This is a genomic window from Corynebacterium sp. NML98-0116 (assembly GCF_001767255.1).
GTDB classification, from domain to species: Bacteria; Actinomycetota; Actinomycetes; order Mycobacteriales; family Mycobacteriaceae; genus Corynebacterium; species Corynebacterium pseudogenitalium.
Genome location: NZ_CP017639.1, coordinates 381644 through 403039 on the forward strand (window position 1 = coordinate 381644; position 21396 = coordinate 403039).

General features: G+C 58.2%; 14 protein-coding genes. 13 read left to right on the forward strand and 1 reads right to left on the reverse strand.

The genetic code is table 11. The features are described 5' to 3' along the window. Window positions 1-30 precede the first annotated feature (30 nt). From BJP05_RS01510 to BJP05_RS01520, 3 genes are read left to right on the forward strand one after another with little or no spacing between them, the layout of a single operon-like run. On the forward strand, window positions 31-939 hold the full coding sequence (locus BJP05_RS01510; RefSeq protein ID WP_070361867.1) for a class C sortase: 909 nt from the start codon (window positions 31-33) through the stop codon (window positions 937-939). Continuing rightward, window positions 939-1853, forward strand: coding sequence for a SpaA isopeptide-forming pilin-related protein (locus BJP05_RS01515; protein ID WP_070361868.1), 915 nt, complete (start codon window positions 939-941; stop codon window positions 1851-1853). Before BJP05_RS01510 ends, BJP05_RS01515 begins: the two co-directional genes overlap by 1 nt. A 21-nt stretch (window positions 1854-1874) precedes the next feature. Next, window positions 1875-5516: an LPXTG cell wall anchor domain-containing protein gene (locus BJP05_RS01520; protein ID WP_070361869.1), complete on the forward strand. Its 3642-nt coding sequence runs from the start codon at window positions 1875-1877 to the stop codon at window positions 5514-5516. A 575-nt stretch (window positions 5517-6091) separates the two neighbouring features. On the opposite strand, the gene BJP05_RS01525 is transcribed toward BJP05_RS01520, so the two are convergent. Next, window positions 6092-7318 (reverse strand): IS1249 family transposase, encoded by a 1227-nt coding sequence (locus BJP05_RS01525; protein WP_084028535.1) that lies wholly within the window; start codon window positions 7316-7318, stop codon window positions 6092-6094. Window positions 7319-7589: 271 nt separating this feature from the next. Here BJP05_RS01525 and BJP05_RS01530 point away from each other — a divergent pair, with 271 nt between their 5' ends. The 10 genes from BJP05_RS01530 (at window position 7590) to BJP05_RS11245 (ending at window position 21396) form a co-directional block, all read left to right on the forward strand. Next, window positions 7590-7874: a DUF1778 domain-containing protein gene (locus BJP05_RS01530; protein ID WP_070361871.1), complete on the forward strand. Its 285-nt coding sequence runs from the start codon at window positions 7590-7592 to the stop codon at window positions 7872-7874. Next, the gene (locus BJP05_RS01535; RefSeq protein ID WP_070361872.1) at window positions 7864-8373 is read left to right on the forward strand and encodes a GNAT family N-acetyltransferase; all 510 of its coding nucleotides are present in this window, start codon (window positions 7864-7866) and stop codon (window positions 8371-8373) included. Before BJP05_RS01530 ends, BJP05_RS01535 begins: the two co-directional genes overlap by 11 nt. Window positions 8374-8682: 309 nt before the next feature. Beyond that, complete coding sequence (locus BJP05_RS01540; RefSeq protein WP_143000799.1) at window positions 8683-9351, forward strand: hypothetical protein; 669 nt, start codon at window positions 8683-8685, stop codon at window positions 9349-9351. Continuing rightward, window positions 9348-9542, forward strand: coding sequence for a hypothetical protein (locus BJP05_RS01545; protein WP_070361874.1), 195 nt, complete (start codon window positions 9348-9350; stop codon window positions 9540-9542). Before BJP05_RS01540 ends, BJP05_RS01545 begins: the two co-directional genes overlap by 4 nt. Window positions 9543-11163: 1621 nt before the next feature. After that, a complete protein-coding gene (locus BJP05_RS11240; RefSeq protein ID WP_168156160.1) occupies window positions 11164-11304 on the forward strand; it encodes a hypothetical protein in 141 nt (46 codons plus the stop codon). Window positions 11305-11357: 53 nt separating this feature from the next. Next, window positions 11358-11486 (forward strand): hypothetical protein, encoded by a 129-nt coding sequence (locus BJP05_RS11515; RefSeq protein WP_255366114.1) that lies wholly within the window; start codon window positions 11358-11360, stop codon window positions 11484-11486. Between the two features lie 138 nt (window positions 11487-11624). After that, window positions 11625-12524: a polyphosphate kinase 2 gene (gene ppk2, locus BJP05_RS01550; protein ID WP_070361875.1), complete on the forward strand. Its 900-nt coding sequence runs from the start codon at window positions 11625-11627 to the stop codon at window positions 12522-12524. Between the two features lie 379 nt (window positions 12525-12903). Further along, on the forward strand, window positions 12904-14367 hold the full coding sequence (locus tag BJP05_RS01555; protein ID WP_070361651.1) for an integrase core domain-containing protein: 1464 nt from the start codon (window positions 12904-12906) through the stop codon (window positions 14365-14367). Window positions 14368-14825: 458 nt separating this feature from the next. Beyond that, complete coding sequence (locus BJP05_RS10885) at window positions 14826-15455, forward strand: DUF2335 domain-containing protein (RefSeq protein ID WP_084028536.1); 630 nt, start codon at window positions 14826-14828, stop codon at window positions 15453-15455. 175 nt (window positions 15456-15630) lie between these two features. Beyond that, window positions 15631-21396, forward strand: coding sequence for a CshA/CshB family fibrillar adhesin-related protein (locus tag BJP05_RS11245; protein ID WP_168156161.1), 5766 nt, complete (start codon window positions 15631-15633; stop codon window positions 21394-21396).

Genomic DNA, 21396 nt, shown 5'->3' on the forward strand with positions numbered 1-21396 from the left:
TATTTCCCAACAAGAAAGACGTTGATTTCTGTGACTGCACCAACGAAGGCGAAGCACAGGCGGCAGCCTGGAGCGAAATCGCTGTTTCAGCGCGTCGGTGTTCCAGCTATCATCATCCTTCTTGGGCTGGCTGTTTTGATGTATCCGGTAGTTGCTACGCAGTGGAACAACCGAATGCAGGAACAGGTGGCAAAGGATTACGAAGCTCTGCTGCATGACCAGCCAGAGCCGCAATTGAATACTGAGATTGAAGCCGCCAGAGCGTACAACCAGGACCACAAAGACGGTCCAATCCTTGATCCATGGTTGGCTCGAGTTTCAAAAGATAATGCGTCGTATCAGGAGTACTTGCGGCAACTCGCAGGGTTTCCTGCGATGTCCCAGATTGTGATCCCAAGTACGAATACCCGCTTGCCGGTCTACCACGGTACTGCGGAGGATACGCTGCAAAAGGGTCTTGGCCACATGTTTGGCACGGCACTTCCGGTCGGTGGTGTGGGCACGCACTCCGTGATTACGGGACACACTGGGATTCCTACTGCCACCCTGTTCGACAACCTTTCCGACATCAAAGTCGGCGACGCCATCTATGTATCCACGTTTGGCGAGCGCATGAAGTACAAGGTGTACGACATCGAAGTTGTCCTGCCGGATGAGACCGACAGCCTGCGCGCCGACCCCGAGCGCGACCTGCTGACGCTGATCACCTGTACGCCGTACGGCATCAATACGCACCGGTTGCTCGTCCACGCGGAGCGAGTACCCATGGACCCAGATGAGGCCAGCGTCCTCGACGACTCCACCTCCACCCTGCAGTGGTGGATGTGGGCACTCGGTGGGGTGTCCCTGCTCATCCTGCTGGCGCTGATCTGGTGGGTGTACCGCGAAAAGAAGAAGAGCGACCGTTCCGGCGCTGTGAACGAGGAGGTTCTGTCCTAATGCGCTTGTCCCAACTATTGGCAGCGTGTGGTGCAGCCACGATGCTTGCCGCGGGTGCGTTTTCGCCCGCGGTGGCTGACGTGCGCCCAATCAGCGGTAATGACGCCAACCTGAATCCGGCGAGCATCGACAAGAATAAGCCGATCCAGTTGCTGCTGAAGAAGCAGGGCACCAACCCGTACGACCAGGTCCCGGCCGGTCAGAAGCCTCCCGCCATCGCCGGCGCCAAGTTCACCTTGTCGAAGGTGCGGGGCATCGACATCACCTCGGAGCAAGGCCGCAACGTGGCAAAGAAAACCACGCTTGACGACGCCCGCTCGCGCGGCCTCGACGTCATCGAAACGAAGGCGACGAACCAGCGCGGCGAGGTCATGTTCGACAACCTCACCCCGGGCCTGTACCTGGTGGAGGAGTCCGCGCCGGACACGAAGTACGAGTACCACCTGAGCAGCCCGAAGCTGCTCATCCTCCCACTTCCTGACGAACGCGGCATCCGCTACGAGTACGAAAACGTCCTGGTGATGAAGTGGGACAAGAGCTACGGCACCCCACCACCGTGGGAGCCTTCCGAGCCACCATCAACGACGCCAACAAAGCCCGGTAACACGGTGACCACGACGAAGACGACGACGTCGACACCTCCTCGAGTGAGCACCACCATCCGGACGACGTACACCACGACCCCTCCGAATGGCACACCGACAACGGTGACGACCACGGTGCCGTCGACAATCGTGACAACGAAACCGAACGGGGTGGTCACGACGGTGACCCACCCCCGCGCCGTCCCCGAGAAAGAGCGCGGGTCGCTGGCGTCCACCGGCGCGAACGTGCTGTGGGCCGCGGGACTTGGCGGACTGTTAATTGTGCTGGGATTGTTCCTGGCGCGGCGAAGCAAGAACGAGACACGGTAAAGCGGAAGTAGGGAAAGAAAAATGCGAAACTTTATCAAACCTGCAGGATCTCCTGCTCGGCACCGTGCCCGTGGACTTGCAGCCGTAGTAGCCTCGGTGGCGTTGGCCGCCGGCCTGGGCGCGTACCCGGCCGTTCAGGCGGAGGAGACCACGACGGTCTCCGACATCACTACCGACGACGCCGGCCTGCCCACCTACTCGTGGATGGACGACGACACACCGTCTTCCTCCGCCACGCCTTCGGCGCCTGCCGCAGCGTCGGCCTCTAATCCGGCCTCTGCATCTGCTTCGAAACCAGCAGAGGCCCCGGCCACCGCGAACCCCGTGACCGTCGAGCGCAAGGGCGTCGTTGACCGCATCGTGGTCAACGACCCCGATGGCGAGGCATGGGAGTTCGGCGGCAAGGCGTCGAAGGAAAACATCTTCGCGCTCAAGCGTGAGGGCAAGGGCGAGATCAAGGAAGTCCTGTCCGTCACTGCTGATGGCCGCAAGCTCGAGCCTTACGACTACGGCTACGTGAACGCTAAGGATGGCGGTTTTGTGGCGTTCAACCTGAACGCCCTGCACACGATTCCGCCGCAGGTCGTTGAGATTGAGGCCCGCACGACCGACGCCGGTGAGTACGCGATCGCCGAGAGCGCCGAAGTGCCGTCCGAGGCACAGCTTGCCGAGTCTGGTTATGGCAAGGGGCGCCCCGCGGAGGAGGTTGCGGATTCACAAGACCGCGCTGCTGCCCCGGGAGATATTCCGGGTGTCCCAGGGCAGCAGGATCAAGAGTTTTCTCTTACCGATGCTAAGCCAGATTTCTTGGGGGACAACCCCCAAATTGAATTTAAGATCAACGAGACTGGTAACTGGCGAGTAACCAGGTTCGCCATCAAGAAAAACCGAAACGATAACAATACGAAGGATATCTCCGGTCCAGTTAGGATCCGCGTCGTTCGTCAGGGGGCGATTGTCGTTGACCGAACCATTGATTTCGCTAACGCGATTTTTTGGAATAAGAACGCCAAGGGAAAGTCTTATGACACGGAGTTTCAGCTCATTCCGAGTATTACTGACCTCTATATCAAGGGTGGCGACTCGGTAATCCTGAATCCCGTGGCACCTCCAAACGGTATTTACCGGGTCCAGATGTGGGGCCAGGACATGGACAATAAGCCTCAGGACCACAAGGTGAATGTCGCAGGTGATGGTATTCCAGTATCCTCGCACACGACTATTGGCGACAATCCGTACGAGACAACATTCGATGTTCAAGCGCGTTCTAATTTCTCAAGTGCAACAGTAACTCTGAGCCCTTCAGTCCGATTAGAAGATGTGTTTTTCTCTATTCCAATTGAGCAAACGGACGGTGTAAGGCTCGAAAATAAAGTTGAGACCTACCCGGATCGTGTGGTTATTACATGGTTCCCGACGAAGGACGGCCGCCGAATCGACTCGGTACCGGTTTCGGCAGACTCGACTGTGACGCTTCGGACTTCCTACAGATCGGCTCCAACCAGACCCGAGGACATCACTTTGCAAGGCTCCCTCGCGGCTCCGGTAGAGAAAGATCTTCCGATTCTTCCTTCAGCCGACGCTGACGTGTTGCCACTTACGCACGGCGATAAATGTGAGCTTCGCGATGTAAAATCTGTTCATCGACAGCCACCTCGCTTACTTTCCATTGCGGAGCAAAAATATGGCTTCCGACGATTTATCGTCGCGAGCCCACAAGCCTCTAGCAATAGAACTTCTTCGCAGCTGTATCTTCAGGTAGAAGACGGACAAGGTGCATTGCAGTCAGAAAAGATCGGACCCGCCAGCGGGTGGGTATATAACGCACTTGCCTACAACGAGAACGATAACTACCTCTATGCTGTTAGTCAGCCCAGGATTTCGGTGAAGACGGGCCACAGGGATGACCCTTGTTTCCCCGCAGGCCACTTACTGCAGATAAATCCTTATACGGGTGAAGTTTTTGATTTGGGCAAGCTTCAAGGACTTGATGGATTTCTTCCCGAGAATCATCCGGACAATACAACATCCAACGACCTCGGTAGCGGCATCAACGCAGGTACCTTCGATGATGACGGCACATACTGGGTCGCAGGTGCGTCTGTATGGGGTAGTGGCCGTCTTTACAGCGTGAATTTAGACACGATTACTGCAACGCTAAAGCCTGCAAAAAACGTGACTCTGCAAGCCAAAACAATCTGGAATCCGGGACAAACATTCCGTACGGTTTCAGAGGACTTTGTTGCCATCCCAGGTGCGAAAGGGTATCTGTGGGGCCTGCAAAGTGGGTGGGCGCAAAGCGATGGAAGGAACAAACAGCGCGTTTTCTTGGAACGTATTAGCACGAGCGGTGGTGCCCCCCTGCGCGTGGATATTACCGATATGAAGATGCCTGATGGGCAGACCGTCGGTCAGTTTCTCAACATTACAGACCAAGCGCCTGTTTGGGGACAAGCATGGGTTGAAGAAGACGGATCGATTGCTTTCGGAAAGGGTGGCCGGTCTTCCGTGGACTCGAACACAACGGAAGTAATCAAAATTAAGGTCGGGAACCCGACGGCGAAGGCTCCAAATCTCCTAAAAGTCGAAGTAGTCGGCGCTCAAACTGCACCGTCCTCATACAATACTGACGGTGCATCGGCAAAGGCTCCTACGACGACACCAGAACCAATTGTTCCAGACGTCACCAAAGAAGCGATTGGACAGTCTGCGAAGAAGCAGGAAGACGGGACCTATATAGTAAAATACCAGGTAAATGTAACAAACCCAGGAAATCGCGAGGCTGCCTATAGTAAGGTAGTCGACACTCCAACGATGCCGACGGGGATTGTTGTGAAAAAGACTTCTTGGTCCTTGGTCGATGAATTCGGGAAATCGTATGCCACGACATTTCAAACTGGCCAAGGTCCGTTTGTGCTATCTGGCGGTGGAACGATACAGCCGAAGGGGCTCAATAGATTTGGTGCTACAAGTAATGGCATCCATCAATTTAATGTTGAAATGACAATCTCTCTCGATGCCTATACAGGAAACGAGACTGGAGATGAATGTGCACCCGGCAAATCGCTTTTCAACTCTGTACAAGTTGGGCCCAAGGAGGCGAAGGCCTGTGTGCCTCCGCCAGAAGTAGAGAAAAAAGCTCGGCTTGTGATTGCAAAGATTTCTTCCGATGCAGTTTCGCACGAGCTATTGAAGCCAGAAAACCGTCTAGACGGTGCTGAGTTTATACTTCAAAAACTGGACGAAAATGGCCAAGTCATCGGTAATGGAATCCCAATGATTTACGATAAGGAGAATCGAATCTTCAAGTCAGAAGAATTGGAGCCGGGTCACTATCAGCTCGTAGAGACTCGGTCGCCTCAAGACAGTCTGGGTGTTTACAATCTTCTTGTGAAGCCGATTGTGTTTTCGTTGTCGGTGGACAACGGGAATGTGACGATCGCGCTAGATGAAGATGCCAAAATTGTCGCGACGCAGGTCGATAAGGCGGTGGCACCGAGCTCCTGGCAGCTTACCTCCCAGGATGCGGTACTGACCGTTGCCAACGTCCGCCAGGGCAACCTGCCCAAGACTGGCGGAAACGGCCTGCAACTGCCGATCCTCCTCGGCGGTGCGCTCATCGCCGCTGGTGCGTTGGTGGGACGACGACGGGTCGTCGCTTAGTGGAGAGTGCGTCCTGAGCGCGTGACGTTACGAACAAGCTGACGGGGCTTGGCGCTGATCAACAGTGATCGGGGCCAAGCCCCTTCGGGACTTTGGAGTGCAATCGACCAATTGCCGACAAGTGGCGCTACGGTGTAATGTCTTCGCTCCCGGTTTGAAAGTGAACCGTCTGACTAGAAAGCAGATTTGGTCACGCGTGAATCGGATTCGACTTTGGGCTTGTGGCAGCTCGGTGAGCGGACAAGGGCAAAGCGACGGGCGAAGCCTTCTATCTGGTACCGTAGAAAACGTTAGCCTCGAGGCTACCGGCTCTAAAAGGATTGCTTTTAGTTGCGTCAAGGTCTCTCGGGGTGCTTGTTTTTAGGGGGGCATCGGGGGAGATTGAACATGCCCCTTTTGAGGCTTATGGGAGGCCGCGCTCAGAGGAGATTGTGTTCTTTGGGTTGGTGGGGCCGTCGTCGATAAGGAGGGTTAAGCGACAAAATGTGTGCTTTTCTCGGCGTGTCGACTTAAGTGACAAAATGTGTGCTTTTTCAGGGGCTGGGATGGGTGGGTTGTGGGGTGTTGTGCTGGGGTTATGAGCGTCCTGCCCAGCCGTGTCGGATGGCCCAGGAGGGGTTGAAGTCGGTGTCGATGCCGGTGTCGTAGACTTTCGGTCGGCCGTCGGGTGAGTTGGCTTGGTCGCGTTCACGCATGTGTGCCTGGCGGGCGTGTGCGTAGCCTGCGTGGCCGAAGTCTTGCTCGATTGCTAGCGCCAGCGGGTCATCGTGGTGTTGGGTGTGTAGGTAGAGCCACCAGTCCATGATGATTCGCTGGTGTTCGTCAAATGTGCCGCGGTGGGCTCGGGCGAGGTGTTTTAGTTGTGCGTTTATGCCGCCTTCCAGGCTGTTTGTGGTGGTCTTCAGCGTGGTCGTGGTGCGGTGTGGTGGGTTGAGCCAGACGAAGAGGTGGCCTTGTTGGTAGAGACGCTCGAATCGGCGGTAGGCTCTGCGGGCTCTGGGATGGGTGTACCACCATTGCTGGTTGTCGCGGATACGTTTTGGGATCTCTTCTGGGGCGACTTGGTTGCGGTAGGTGCGTTGTTTGAGCCAGTCACCGTAGAGGTCCTGGAAGCGGTTGAGGCGAAGTACCCAGGTGATTGCCTGGTCACGGGTGGTGATGTGGGTCAGCTGGTTGCCGAGGCGAAGGAGTGCTTTGTGTGCGGTGATTGTGGGTTGGCGTGTGGTGTCTTTGATGGTGTCGCGGCGTACGTGGACGAGGCAGCGTTGAATGGAGGCGTTTGGCCAGCATTGTTTGATGGCTTTGTGAGCGCCACCGGAGCCGTCTGTGGTCACGACGAGGGGTTCGGCGATCATGTCGAAGAGTTTGGCGTAGTCGTAGGCGGTTTCTCGTGTGCACCAGTGCCAGGCGACGACGTGCTCGCTGGTTGCAGCGACAAGCAGGCATTTTTTGTGGAAGTAGGTGCCGTCAATAAAGAGCTGGTCGTAGACGCGGTACGGGTCCGGTTTGCACGGGACGATGATGAACCAAAAGTAGGTGAACCAGCGGATGAGTGTGCGTCTGGAGACGTTGTGCGCAGCAGCGACAGCGTCGAGCGGATGCTGGTTGGTGATCCAGTCAATGAAGATGGCAAACCGATATGCGCTGGTCTTGGCTGTGTTGGGGTTGGTGAAGGTGTGCCCGCAGTCTGTGCAGCGCCATCGCTGTTTTCCGCTGGATGTGGTGCCCATTTTTGTGGCGGTGTGCTCGCATGCCGTGCATAGGGGCCTGTTGTGTTTTCTCTTTCTGTGTTGAGTTGGCATGCAGCTGGTTTAACAGTCTGCTGTCATAGCACATCCAACGCCTGAAGTGGTGGACCTTCCGGTCTACGGCAGGGAATCCCGATTCAACGAGCACTGTCCCGCCGTAGGCCCAGGCAGGACCTGGAATCCATATCCAAAAAAGCACACATTTTGTCGCTTAACCCGATAAGGAAGACCTGCACCCGTGGCGATGGTGACTCTCAAATTACGAGCCTTGCCCTCGACCTCTTGTGTGTGTACATTGTGAGTACAAGGGTTTTGGGAGGTTGAAATGGCTGTGAAAGATAGACGGCTGAATCTGCGTACATCGTCAGTGCAGGAGGAGTGCCTGCGGCGTGCGGCTGAGGTGACGAATTCCTCGGTATCGCAGTTTGTGCTTGAGAGCGCTGTTGAGCGCGCTGCCAGAGTGCTTGCTGATCAGCGGCTCTTCGTGTTGGGGATGGACGATTTTTCTCGTGTGGAGGAGTTGCTTGCTCAGCCTGCCGACTTTTCACGGCTAGGTACGCTTTTTGCGGAGGAAACTCCTTTTGGCAAGGAGTTCAGCTTTGGAAGCTGATGGGATTCTTCACCCGCCACGTCGGTTGGAGAAGTCGGATAATCGGGCTGAGTTTCGGTGCGGGGAGGCGTCGCTTGATACGTGGTTTCACCGCTACGCGATGCAAAACCAGCGTGCCAACAACTGTGCGGTGTATGTATCAACGTGGAATGAGCGGGTCGTTGGCTACTATGCGGTGTGTACCGGGGGTATCGTCGCTAAGGTGGCGCCGGAGCGTTTTGCGAAGGGGCGGCCGGATCCTATTCCGGTGATCATCCTTGCACGGCTTGCGGTTGACCAGAATGCTCAGGGGAAAGGCGTTGGCAAGGCGCTGCTGCGCGATGCGCTGGAGCGCTGTTTTACCGTTGCCGTTGAAGTCGGTGCCGCGGCGGTAGTTGTGCACGCGCTGGACGAGCGGGCGAAGCAGTTCTACATGCAGCACGCTGGTTTTCAGGAGATGCCGGGGCAGCCGCTGCATCTTCTGCTGTCGGTGAAGGGGATTGAGCGGTACATGGCGTGATGGGGGCTGAGGCAGGTTTTCGCCGACCAGCTGTTAGGACTACGCATTTAGTAACGTGGTGTTCCCCTCACTCGGGCGGGTTGTGCACAACTAGAGCCAAAAACTGCAGATACCAACTACGCTGTTTTGGGAGCCGACTCCCACGTCTTGGACGAACCGAATGCTTTGCCTCGGCCAGCTGCAAGTAGTGGTGTCTGGGTGCTCGCAAAACGGAAAATGTACAAAGGGGAACACACGTCGACTACGCCTGACGTGTTGCTTATTTGGAGTAATAAGCAATAGTGCTAGTGCTAATACTGGGGGTGGCACATGGGCGATCTCAATCAACATAGGAAATTTTTGTCCAAAAGTACTGAAGAGCGGTTGCCTTCTCAGCGGCTTAAGGTCAAGCTTCTAGTTTGTGGATTTCTCCTATTAATCGGTGTAATTGCTGGATACTATATTTGGTGTTCAGACCTATCATGGCCGTTTTATTTGTCAAGGGTATGCAAATATGTTTTTCCTAGCTTGACCCCAATAGTTGCAGCTATAGCGTTGATATCTGGGTTCAAGACTATTGAGCAGAAAAAAGAGTCAGATGATCGCACCGAGTACTACAAACAGCTGCAATGGGCAATTGACAACTCTCTTACCAACAACGCCCTCATGCGATTGCAGTCACCGAGTCTCATTAGGAGCGTTTTGACTTCGCGCAAAATCGCCGAAGAAGAAAAGGAAATCGCACAGGCAGCTGAAGATTACGCCAATGCTCTTGAGGCTCAACTGCGCAAGGAGTCGAGTAGTCCAGGAAACCTTACGCCAGGTGGGGGTCTCGCTTTTGCCGAACCGGAACGAAATAGGAGTGGAACAAACACAACTCTTCGTTCACTTGGGATAATCCCATATTCCGTTGGATTCATTTGTATTTTTGCGATGCTCCTGCCGGTGCTCATTTTGCACTACGATGACGAAGATGAGGGGAAGGAGAAACTCAAATGACGACACGCTATCCGCAGCGACGTAAAGACAAAGCGCACATTTCGTCAGTCGACCCTGAAATTGTTGCTGCCCTTTTGGAAGCTGCCGAAACTTCACGTCACCGCACAGATGAATTCATGGCACGTCGCTACCCTGAGGATCGTTCGAAAAATAGGTTTTGGAAATCGTATTTTCTGAAGAAGCGCGCGTAGCATTTTCGAACAACAACGTAGTGAGGAAGTAGCCACCGCGGGGATGGCGGGTACCCCACGAAACGTCGCGCTGTTTTTGCCGATAACACCCTCCGGGCAGCTCGGATGTAGCCGTTGCGTCTGTCAGTAATCCAGTTCCTTAACGATGTTGCTGCTGGGTGCCGGCCGGTAAAGTGTGCTACCCAGTCGCAGACTTCGGGTGTGGTCATTTCTTCGCGGTGTTTGTCGATCGCGGACTCGCGGATGAAGGCCTTAGGATCTCAACCACTTTGTTTAACAGGTGACCCCAATTTGTGTATCTCCGCGCTGGAGGTTTCTAGGTCGTAGATGGCGTCGTCAATGAGGCGGGCTTATGCGCGGGGTGACTTGCGCTGTATAGCTATGCTTTGTTGCTGTGAAGTTCGGCCTCTAGCTCGGACCGGGAAAACCCTAAATGCTCGATGACTTCGTCGAGGCCCGTGCGGTTGCCTTGTCTCTGGCGACGCGAACCAGCGCCAGCGTTGCGTCCTGAAGCGTTTCTCGGTCGCGGAAAATCGTTCTACCTCGCAAGCGTCAACGACTTCGGAGACGAGTTTTCCGTGATACGACCAGGCAACCTGCGTGTGTTCCTCGGCAGGCGAAACGGTTCCAGTGTTGCCGTGCTGCGACGCTTCAGTAACCGTGCCCAAAAAACTATTTAGAAATCTATGTAGTTGCAACGGGGGTACGTTTGCGTGACAGGGCTTTGGCTGGCCTTCGGACTGAGGCGTGAGGAGACATCAATCTCACGAAAAGACGTCATCCTTAGGCATTAGCTCTAAAAACGGATTCTCTGAGGTCTTAAAAAGCTCTGGAGCCTAGGCGCCTCCAGGCGACAACGCTCCGGTAACCGGCCCGTCGTCACTCCAACATATCCTCTTTTGCCGCCATGAGCCATAGACGTGACCCACTAATAACAGCGTGATAGAGTTCCACATGCGAAACTAGGCAAAAAGAAAACCCGCCTCCGAGGAGAACGGGGAAACTATGTATCGGATTTTACACGATTGAAAAGGTTTGTCGAGACCGAACCAACACGAGGAACGGTTGTATCGACGACAGTGATTAACATCTGCGGCCGGGCGAAAAATCTGGGCTAAAGCGTGCATGCCAGTCAACATGGCTTGGGGTGTTCGGTATTGCCGAACGTTCGCTAATGCCGAACGCTTTTTAGCTGGGGTGAGAGATCGTCGTGGCGGTGGGGTGGAAGCGAAAGCCGTAACGATCCGTGCTCAGCGAACTATCAGAAATAGGGGGCCGTGCAACAATGGTTCGAATGTCGCTTTTACACAGGAAGTTCAAAGAAACGGTGGAAGAATAGTTTGCGGTCACCTGTATGAACGCATTTCAGCAGCTTAAGTAGTATTTTATATTTTGTGGTGATGCGCTGGGGAAACTCGCCTGAACGTTTGCTGTCACGTCATGTATGTAAGGTACACGCGCCGGGTGCCCCTAATGTGAGGTGAATCATTCACGAAGCCTTGACGTGAGTTAAAAATACGTGCAAAATTAACGGCTAAGACACACCATCACGGTGTGCAACCTTAAGAAATGTAGACACACGGGCACCCGCCCACAATGTCAAGACCTGTAAGGGGTAAGTATGGATCTCGCAGTCATCACCGACGCGTTGAAGGACTTCAGCACCTTCTCCAGCAATATCGTCAAGTTGTTCCGCCTCATTCCGGACCTGTTTATCAACTTCGGCAAGCTGGGCGACAAAGCAACTGCCCTGCCGAAATAATCACGGCTTAACTCTCAACATCCCACTGATTTTAAACTCAAAGGAGTAAACTCATGCAGGCACTCGAGAACTGGGCGTTCCTCTCGTCTGACGCACACGTAGCAGGCGCACTTCTGACCATTCTGAAGCAGCTCGGCGAAGGCGCAGACGCCATCGTGAAGCTGATCGGTCTGGTTTCCTAAGACCCCCTGATACAAACCCCGCCACAAAATGTGGCGGGGTTTTCCCTTTTGGGAATGCGTGGGAAAACGGGGGTGGCGTCGATAAATAAAAACCAACAATCAGCGCCGATCCGGGGGCAATGGGGTTAAACTTGATACATGGCTGACCACAAGGATGACGAACTCCCAATGATCGACCTCGCCGCCGTAGAAGGCTGGATCGTCGACGACACCGATGAAGACGACCCGGCGCTGCTCATGCCGGACGGGACACCAATCGAAACCTGGCGCGAAAACTACCCCTACGAAGAACGCCTCAGCCGGAGCGAGTACGAAGAACAAAAGCGTGCCCTCCAGATTGAGCTGCTGAAGTGGCAGAACTGGACTAAAGACACTGGTCAGCGCCACATCATTATTTTTGAGGGTCGTGACGCAGCGGGTAAAGGCGGCACCATCAAACGCTTCAACGAGCACCTCAACCCGCGTGGTGCGCGCACCGTCGCCCTGGAAAAGCCGAGCCCGCGCGAATCCACCTCCTGGTACTTCCAGCGCTACATCCAACACTTCCCGGCAGCAGGCGAAATCGTGTTCTTCGACCGCTCGTGGTACAACCGCTCCGGCGTCGAACGCGTCATGGGCTTCTGCACCGAATCCCAACACGCCGAATTCCTCCGTGAAGTGCCGATGCTTGAGAACATGATCCTTGGCTCCGGCATCTCGCTGACCAAGTTCTGGTTCTCCGTCACCCAGAAAGAGCAGCGCACCCGCTTCGCCATCCGCCAAGTAGACCCGGTGCGCCAATGGAAACTGTCGCCGATGGACCTCGCATCCCTGGACAAGTGGGACGACTACACCAACGCCAAGGAAGAGCAGTTCCGCTACACGGACACTGACGAATCGCCGTGGATCACCATCAAGTCGAACGACAAGAAGCGCGCCCGCCTCAACGCGATGCGCTACATCCTGAGCAAGTTCGAATACACCAACAAGGACCATGATGTGGTGGGGACGCCGGACCCGTTGATCGTGAAGCGTGGGCGTGATCAGATCGGGGACTAGGGAGTAGGCCTATCTGGGAGGCAGCAACGGAAGGGTTGGGACTTTCCCGCTTTTCCGTTGCTGCTTTTGCTGGGGGCTACACGCATGATGTCTCTTCAGCCCCTGATAGGTCCTCGGAGCCGACTTCTTGGGGATAGGTATTTGGGGTGGGATAGTCATCACGAGCGGAGTCGGGATTTTGTGAACAGAATTGCAGATGGGAGTAATGCCCCTTTAGACCCTTAAGCCTGAGACTCGGCTTTCGATGAAGGTGCAACGCTAGTCGGACACTCTAGCATGGGTATGTGATGTCTAGGGACTTTTTGGACACGGAGTCCAGGATGTTTTTGGACGGGATGTCTAGTGGCTTTTTGGACGGTTACGGCGGTGGAATAGCCGGATGGCTATTCCATTGCATAAACGTAGAAAGGTCGCAGATTTCGATCCCGTTCGTGACGGCAAGACGGTCACACAGTTTTGCAAAGAATTGGGGATCTCGCGACAGACGTACCACAACATCAAAAACCGGATAGCGCAGAAAGGCCGAGCAGGTATCGTGCCGGATTCGACTGCCCCGAAGAATCCGATGAAGAAATTTGACGAGGCCGACAAAATCGCAGTCATTCACGCCAGGCAACAGTTGATGGAACAAGGCTTGGATTATGGCCCTTGGTCGATCTACTACTTCTTGTTCGACTCTGTCGGTGCAGATCGCACCCCATCGCGGTCCACAATCGCCTCGTGGCTGTATGAGCTGGGATTTGTTGATGCCAATGCCCGCAAACGGCCGCGGAGTTCCTATAAGCGCTTCGCCCGTGATTTCGTCGGTGAACTCTGGCAAATCGATGGACTGGTCTATCGCCTCTTCGACCATGCCCACACGCATGTCACGATTTACCAGATCATCGATGATGCCAGCAGATTTGATGTCGGAACCACAGCATTCGCTCTACCGGAAAACGGTACTGATGCGCGCGCTACGCTGGCCGCAGCGTTCGCCGCCTACGGCAAACCCCAAGAAATCCTTTCTGACAATGGCGATGCGTTCGCCACCTACCACCGGGGTTTTCTCTCTGCTACTGAAACTTGGCTCGCCAGCCAAGGCGTACTTGCTATTGCTGGTTTCGCACCGACAACCCAGGGAAAAGACGAGCGATCTCACCGTACGTTGACCCAGTTCCTCGATGCACGCCACCCAGCAAGCCTTGCTGAGGTCAACACCTATCTGGCCGAATATCGCCAGGTATACAACGAACAACGACGGCACCAATCACTGCTGGTCGGCAAGATGCATATCACACCACGCCAGGCTTTCGATACCTTCCCCAAGGCACCGTCGCCTACGCATCCACTCGATCCTGATCAAATCTGGGCCCGCGTAGTTGCCTATAACCAAGCACACAATCCTCAAGCTATATCCAAAATGCCAAACGGCCCCGTGGAAGCGGCAACTTCACACGAGGCCAACACCGATGACATGGCAGCTCAGCAAGGCATACCTCCCACCGACACCTCCACACTAACGGCGCCGACGCCACAATCAACAAACCATTGGGGCATCCCAGACCAGCTCTGCGTGAGCAAAGACGGCGTTGTACGCGTATGCGGTTTCGGGCTCTACATTGGTCTGAGGTTTAAAAACCGTCGGCTCTACTCGACAGTCGCAGTCGATAATGTTGCGGAGTTCTACACGGCCCATGATGGTGAATTCCTCTTCAGCGTGCCCCTTCCGATCACGTTGAGCCACAGGCCGCCAGGTGGTCAGATCAACATTAACCTCGTCGAAGGAATGAAACATCGCCAACCACCGCGGATGAACCCGAAATTATCCAAGCCCCGGCCGAAACGCAGGCTGCAACCGTAAGCCGCTAGAAGTGCCCAAGAACACCATGGATTCCGTGTCCAAAAAGACACCGGACTCCGTGTCCAAAAACCCTATGGACATAGCAACTCTAGCATGGGTAGCCCGTCTGTCGTGCAAAGCCACGCTGCTAGCAAAGTGCTGCAGACGGCGGCTTCTACGCGGAGAAACTGTGGGATTAATGGCTGAAACGGACGGACAGGCGGTTAGAGAGTTAATCGTTGAGGCGCCTCAAACCTGCGGGAGGATGCCGGTCTAAGACCACATTCCATATGGACCTCGAGTGTTGTGAGCTGGTGAAACGTCGGGTTTGATGGGGATAAATCGAGGAATTTGGTGCGTGGACGTTGGAGTCTGATGTCGCCTGTACTTACCTGCCAGAAAGGGATGTCGATGGCATAATTGTCATAGTGTAATGGCTATGGGACAATAAACGTTCTTTACCAGGAGATGGAGGTGGGATGGCGAATGAGCACTCGAACGATGCGCAACATGACCCGTGGCAGGGTGATAGCTCGCTCCAGCGACGGTCGGATAATTCGGGAAGCACGTATCCACGATCCAGCGGAAAACCTGGAGAAAGCGTGGAAGCAAACGGGGCAGGCACTGCGGCAGGCGATCGACTCTCAGAACAAGATGATGTTTTAGAAGCCGAGGTGCTAGATCAGGTTAGTAACAGGGTCACGCACGATCTCATGAGCGTGATGCGAGTTGCTCCTTTGCCTCATCCTAGTGAACTTCAAGCTTACGAAGAGGTCGAAGCTGGTTTAGCAAACAGAATTGTCGCAATGGCAGAGGACTCTGCCATTGCGGCGAATGAAGCGACAAGGTCCAACGCCGCAGTCAACTACGCTCTAGCCGAATCAATCCGTGAAGAGGGGAGAGCGGTGAGAAGAGGACAGTGGATGTTTGTCTGCCTAGCGGTTTTGTTTTTGGCTGTGGCGGTAATTCTTGAGCTGCTTGACCGAACTCCATTTGCAACGGGTATGGGGATTCTCGGTTTCTTAAGCCTGTTGGGCAGTATGATTATTCCCAAGAAGAAGCCCCAATGGGGTCCTTCAGGAAAAGGGGAAGAAAGCTCAGCAAGGTAATGCGGAGGGCCCCACAGTGCGCCCACCCAAAAAGCAAACCCCCACCCCCATTTACCTGGGGATTCTTAAGGCTCTGTAAGTATTGCTGTTCTCTCCTCGAGCACGGTACGATTGCGGTGTTTTACACCAATAGAAGCATCCATAGAAGCTGGAGCACAGCAAAAAGGGCGGTTTCATGACAACAGCGGGTTGGCCAGCATTTGGCGAACCGCCTCGGCTGCGACGAGCCGCAGCGGCAGTAGTTGTGTCCATGCTGCTCGCGCTGGTTGCCGTGCTCGGAGGCCTCGGCGGTCAAAGCTCAGCGAGCGCCGCCGACGCTAACGGCCGCGTCAATATTGGGGACTGCTCGTTTCGTAAGGCGGACGGGGACGCCAAGAAGTGGGCGAACCAGATGTGTTGGATTGATGCGTCGGATATTGCGAAGCCGGGGACGCACAATGTGACGAAGCGTTTCGGGGATTACACGCTGACGTACACGGTGACGGTGGAGGCCTCGGATACGGGGACGGGGTCGAATAAGGGCAGCTTGTCGGCGGGGCAGCAGCCGCCGTGGAGCCGGGCTGCGTTCGGGAACCAGATTGCGGGGCAATCGTTCTTCGTTGCGGAGACGGGGGCTACCGCGAATGACATTTTCCAGACGGAGAAGAACCGCTTCGTGCGCCTTTCGTTCCGCAACGTGAAGTTCACGTACCGCGGGCAGCCGCTGCCGTCGTTTCGGATGATGGTTGCGGATGCCGAGTCGACGGGCAGTGTGCTCGGCGGCGAAATGATCAGCGTGGATGTCTCCAACTCGGGCGGCACGGGCACGGTCAATCCGCCGATTAGGCTGACGCCGAACGGCAGTCGTGAGGCGTGCCGGAAGACGTTCGGGGCGGGCGTCGAGAGGAATCAGTGGCAGTGGGCCGACATGGGCGGCAAGAAACGTGACTTCATCTGTGATAATGACTCCGGCGGTACCTACGGCACGTTCCTTGTTGGGTTGGATTCGCCGACGGCGTTTGAGATTGGCATCGCGTCGAACTCGGGCGGTACGGCACGCTTCCCGGACCCGCGCGGCAACCAGGCGTTCGCGATGGCGATCGCGCTTAACCGCATCTCCACTCAGGAAGGCAAGGAGCTGGGCACGGCGGACACGGCGGCGCAGCAGGCGTTCACCGGCCAGGCGGAGCAGCCGGTGACGAGGATTTTCACCCAGGATGGGCAACAGCGTAACTGGATTGAGCCAGTCGGTGGGTCGAGCACTACTCCGGTGCTGCGTCGTCTGAACGCGGACGGTGTGCCGGAGGATACTGTCGGGCTGCAGTCGACGATGGCTGGGAAGGATCTGGCCTTTCGTCGTTACTCCCCGGAGTGGACGTGTAGCGCGATTTCCGCTGACGGCGCCACGGACACCTTCGTGTACGAGCCAGGAGCCAACACTGACCAGGCCCCGGTGCGTTTGACGCACAACGGTGCGCCGCTGAGCCGCGCGGATGCGGAGCGCAGTGGCATTTGGTTCCGGGAAAACCGCGCGGAGGGCGTCTCCGAGGTGCAATTCGCGAACAAGGAAAACCGGGAAATCAACTGTAACGTGCACTGGAAGTCTCGCTTCGCCCCGGCATCGTTGGAGCTGAACAAGCGGGTCACCGGCACGGCGAGCAATTACGCGGAGCTTGCCGGCAAGAAGTTCACCATCGACTACGCGTGCACGGCCCCGGAGGGGTTCCAGGCCGCGTACCCGGATGTGAAGCTCAGCGGGTCCCGCGAGGTGCAGCCGGGTTCTCGCCAGCTTGTCGACGGCCTGCCAGCCGGCGCGACGTGCACCCTCAAGGAAACCGCGCCTGCGGCGGTGTCGGGCGCGGACCTGGATCTGCGGTGGAATGGCGCCACCCACGGCACCCCGAACCAGGGCAGCGCGCAGCATACGTTGACGCTGCAGCCGAATACCGCACCTGCGGCTGTTGAGGCGGAGAACCAGTACTCGGCGCGGACTGCGACGCTGCAGTTGCGTCATGTGGTGCAGGGCCCGGCGGCGACGCCCGTGCTGCAGAATCAGGAATTCACGTTTGAGCTCAGCTGCCCGGCCACCAATGCGCCTGCGCGGCAGATCACGGTCCGCGGGGGCGCCCCGGTGACCGTGGATGGTGTGCCACGCGGGCAGGATTGCGTGTTGCGCCCCGTCGAAGGGCTGACAGCGGAGCAGCAGAAGTACATCAGCCTGACCAGCAGGGACGCCACCGGTGCCGCCCAGCAGCAGGACGGGCTGGCGCTCCGCCTGCCTGCGACCGGGCCTGCGGCCGCCGAGCCGGTGGAAATCCGCAGCACCTACGACTACCGCACCGCCGATGTGCAGGTGCACCAGGTGCTTGCGGGCCCGGCGGGTGCGTTGCCGTCCGTGACGGGCCAGGGCTTCAGCGCGAACTATGCGTGCACGGCCCCGGACGCGACGAAGCGCACCGGCACTGTGACGCTGACTGATGGCCACGCCGTCATCCCGAAGATGCCGGTCGGATCTACGTGTACGTTGAGCTCGCAGGAGCCCACCGCGGCTCCCGGCGAGGGCCCGGTGCGCACGTTCGAGCTGCAGAGCACGACCGTCGCGCCGCAGACGTTGACGGTCGGCGATGGGCAGGCGGACGCATTCACCATCACCCGTACTTACGACTACAAGTACGGCACCGCGCAGCTGGCCAAGGCGGTCACCGCGAACGGTGTGCGCGGCCTGCCGGCGAATTACACGTTCAACTTCGCGTGTGGGAGCCGAAACGTGGTCGCCAATGGGCAGGGCACGGCGGTCAAACTTGAGGGAACCGCAACGGTCGCCCCCGGTGCGCCGGTCACGCTGAAGGTCGGGGACCCGCGTGTCGACGACAGCCCCGGCGGCACCATGCGCGTGCCCTACGGCAACACGTGTACCTTCACCGAGGATCGCCCGCAGCTGCCCGGCGGCGTGAACTGGGACACTGACGTGGACAACGCGACGCTCACCATCACCGCCCCGACCAACACGGCCACGGTGACCAACACGTTTACGCCCGCCGGCAACGGGTTGACCATCACGCAGCGCTACACCGGGGAGCAGGCGCTGTACCCGAAGGTGGGCGTCGATTATCAATTGACGTGCGGCGCGTTCCAGTCAGCCTTCCAGCTTGTCGACGGCGCCCAGCGCTCCTTCACCGCCGCCGAAATCCCGGCGGGCACCCAGTGCACTCTGGAACGACGCACCCCGCTGGACACTGAGCGCACCAACAGCCAGGGCGTGCGCTACCCGATCACGCACACCACCGTGGGCCACTACGCGCCGGGCGGCGAGCAGGCCACCGAGCTGGCGCCGGGCGTGGCATTCACGGTCGGGGAGCGCGCCACCCTGGCGGTGGAGGACGAGTTCGCGTACCAGCGGGCCACCATCACCGGCGTGAAGAACGTCCAGTTCGATCCGGCGACGAAGCACCTCATCGCGCCCGCGAAGCAGGAGGCGTGGCTGCAGAGGGAGTATCCGGCGTCGCTGCGCTGTGTGCTGCCGGACGGCACCCCGGGCGCTTCTTTGCAGGCGACGGTGCGCAACGGCGTGGTGATTACCCAGGATGACCTGGTGGTTGGCAGTAGCTGTACCGTCGCCGAGAACCCGCTGACCCCGGAGCCGGGCATCCATATGACTGCCACCACCACCGTTGATGGCAAGGCGGGCAACACGTTTACTATCGCGAAGGCGGGCAACAAGGTGGAGTTCGTGAATACGTTCTCCCGCCACGTCACTGATGCCACGGTGCAGACGGGGGTCGAGTTTCCGGGCCAGGCGCGTGCGGCGTACGAGGCCGCAGGCAACACGCTCGACGCGGCACTGCAAGCGCACCCGGTGACGGTGGTGTGCCGCGACGGCGACGCCGAGCTGCTGCGTCGCAGCGCCACCGTGGACGGGGAGGGCACGGTTACCGTTCACGGCGTGCCTGTGGGTGTGGCCTGCACCGTGGAGCTCGGAGGGTACGCGCCGCTGCATCTGCAGGCGGATACGCAGGACGGCCCGCTGCAGGCGACGGTGGTGCCGGAGTCGGTGGACTGGTCGGTGAGCAGGGGTGACGCGACGCTCGCCACCGGCAAGCCGCTCGAGCAGGGGAATGAGGCGGCGGTCGCTCCTGCGTTTGTGGTGGAGGAAGACGCCGCCCAGAACGCGGTGCGTGCGACGAGTCGCTACGCCTACCAGACCGCGCCACTGACCCTGCGCAAAGACATCGAGGGCGCACCCGCGGACATGCGGCTGCTCAGCTGGGCGAATACGATGCGCTTCGCGCTGCAGTGCCGGGCGCTTGGCACCGAGCTGACTGACGCCCCCGGCGTGCCCCTGCAGCTGACACCGGGCGACTTCACCGCGGTAGACGGCGGGCTGCGCTACGTCTCTGACGGGGGCGTGGGCGCTGCGGTGCCTGTCGGCGCGCACTGCAGCCTGCGCGAAATCGCGATGGAGAACGTGCCCGCGCAACTGCGCGTGACCACCGCGCAGCCCAGCGCCGAAGCGGACGTCACCGCCAACGGCGCACAGCTGCACCTGGTGAACCAGGTGAGGCGCCGCACCACCAACCTGCAGGTGGCGATGCGCCAAACCGGGTACCTCGACGGCGCGGACCCCGCCGGTTACACCGGCCAGCTGGTGTGCAAGGACGGCGACGCCACCTTGTCCACCGCGCGTGTGCAGTTCGGCCTGACGGACGTGCCTGAGCGGCCCCTGCCGCGCGAGGATGCCGTCCCGGTCACCGGTCTTCGCACCTTCGAGGTGCCTGCGGGTACCTCCTGCACCCTGACTGTGGATTCCGCAGGAGCCTTGAGCGCCCGCGGTGAGGTGGAGGTTGCCGCTGGTGACCGGCGCCCCTACCTGGGCTTTGCTGCCTGGGAGAGCGGCGCCTACGCGGGCCCTGCGACAACAGTCGACGAGGTTGCGCCGCAGGACGTGCGTTCCAAGGAGTACGAGTACTCCGTGGCCGTTCCCGCGGATGCGCCGGATGCCGACGCCGCGGTGGACCCAGCGGTGGTCGTCGGCGTGCAAGCACACCACCCGCGCGCCACGGTGGACGTTGCCTTCACGAAGCGGGCCGCGGGCGCTCCGGAGACTGACGGCGTCTATACGTTCACCGCGAACTGCGGCGACGGCCAGCGCGACCCCTTCGAGCTCCGAAGCGGCCAGACCCACCTGCTGCGTGGGGTGCCCGTCAACAGCGAGTGCACCGTGGAGGAACAACAAGCGGAAGGCACATACACGTTCGCGTTGACCTCGCAGGGCGCCAAGCTAGGGGAGGGCTACCTCACCGAACTGGGTATGCCAGCGGTGGGATTCAAGGTGCTCGCCCCGGAGGCCACCGACACCAGCCGCGCCGGTGACGCCTGGACCGCGACCGCACTGAACAAGTTCGCCAGCGTGGCCCTGAGCAAGCACATCGCGGGCACCCCGCTGTCCAGCGTCACCAGCGTTGCCGACACCGCCCTGCTGCCCGACAACGCGACCACCATGGACATCACCTACGAGCTGACCAACACCGGCCAGTTCGACCTGTCCAACATGGTGCTTCGCGACCCAGCCCTGGCAGGCATGACGGTGCACACCCCCGCGGGCCCGCAGACCATCGGGGAGCAGGGCACCATCCCTGCCGCCGCGTGTGAGGCAACACGCGCCGCGCTGGCCCCGGGCCAGACCGCGACGTGCACCATCACGGTGGACATCCCCGCGGACGGCACGTTCCGTCACCGCGGCACCGCAACGCTGCAGGCGGCCACAGGCACCCTCGGGATGGTCAGCGCCGAATCCACATACGGGGCCCTGCGGTTGCCGTCGACCATCGGTTGGTTGTTGCCCGATACCGGCAGCACTACACTCGTGTGGATTCTGCTCCTTGGCCTGCTGATCTTCGGTTTCAGCGCCCGACGCTTCCTGACACAGACTTCAACCTCAACAACTCCAACAACAGAAAGTTAG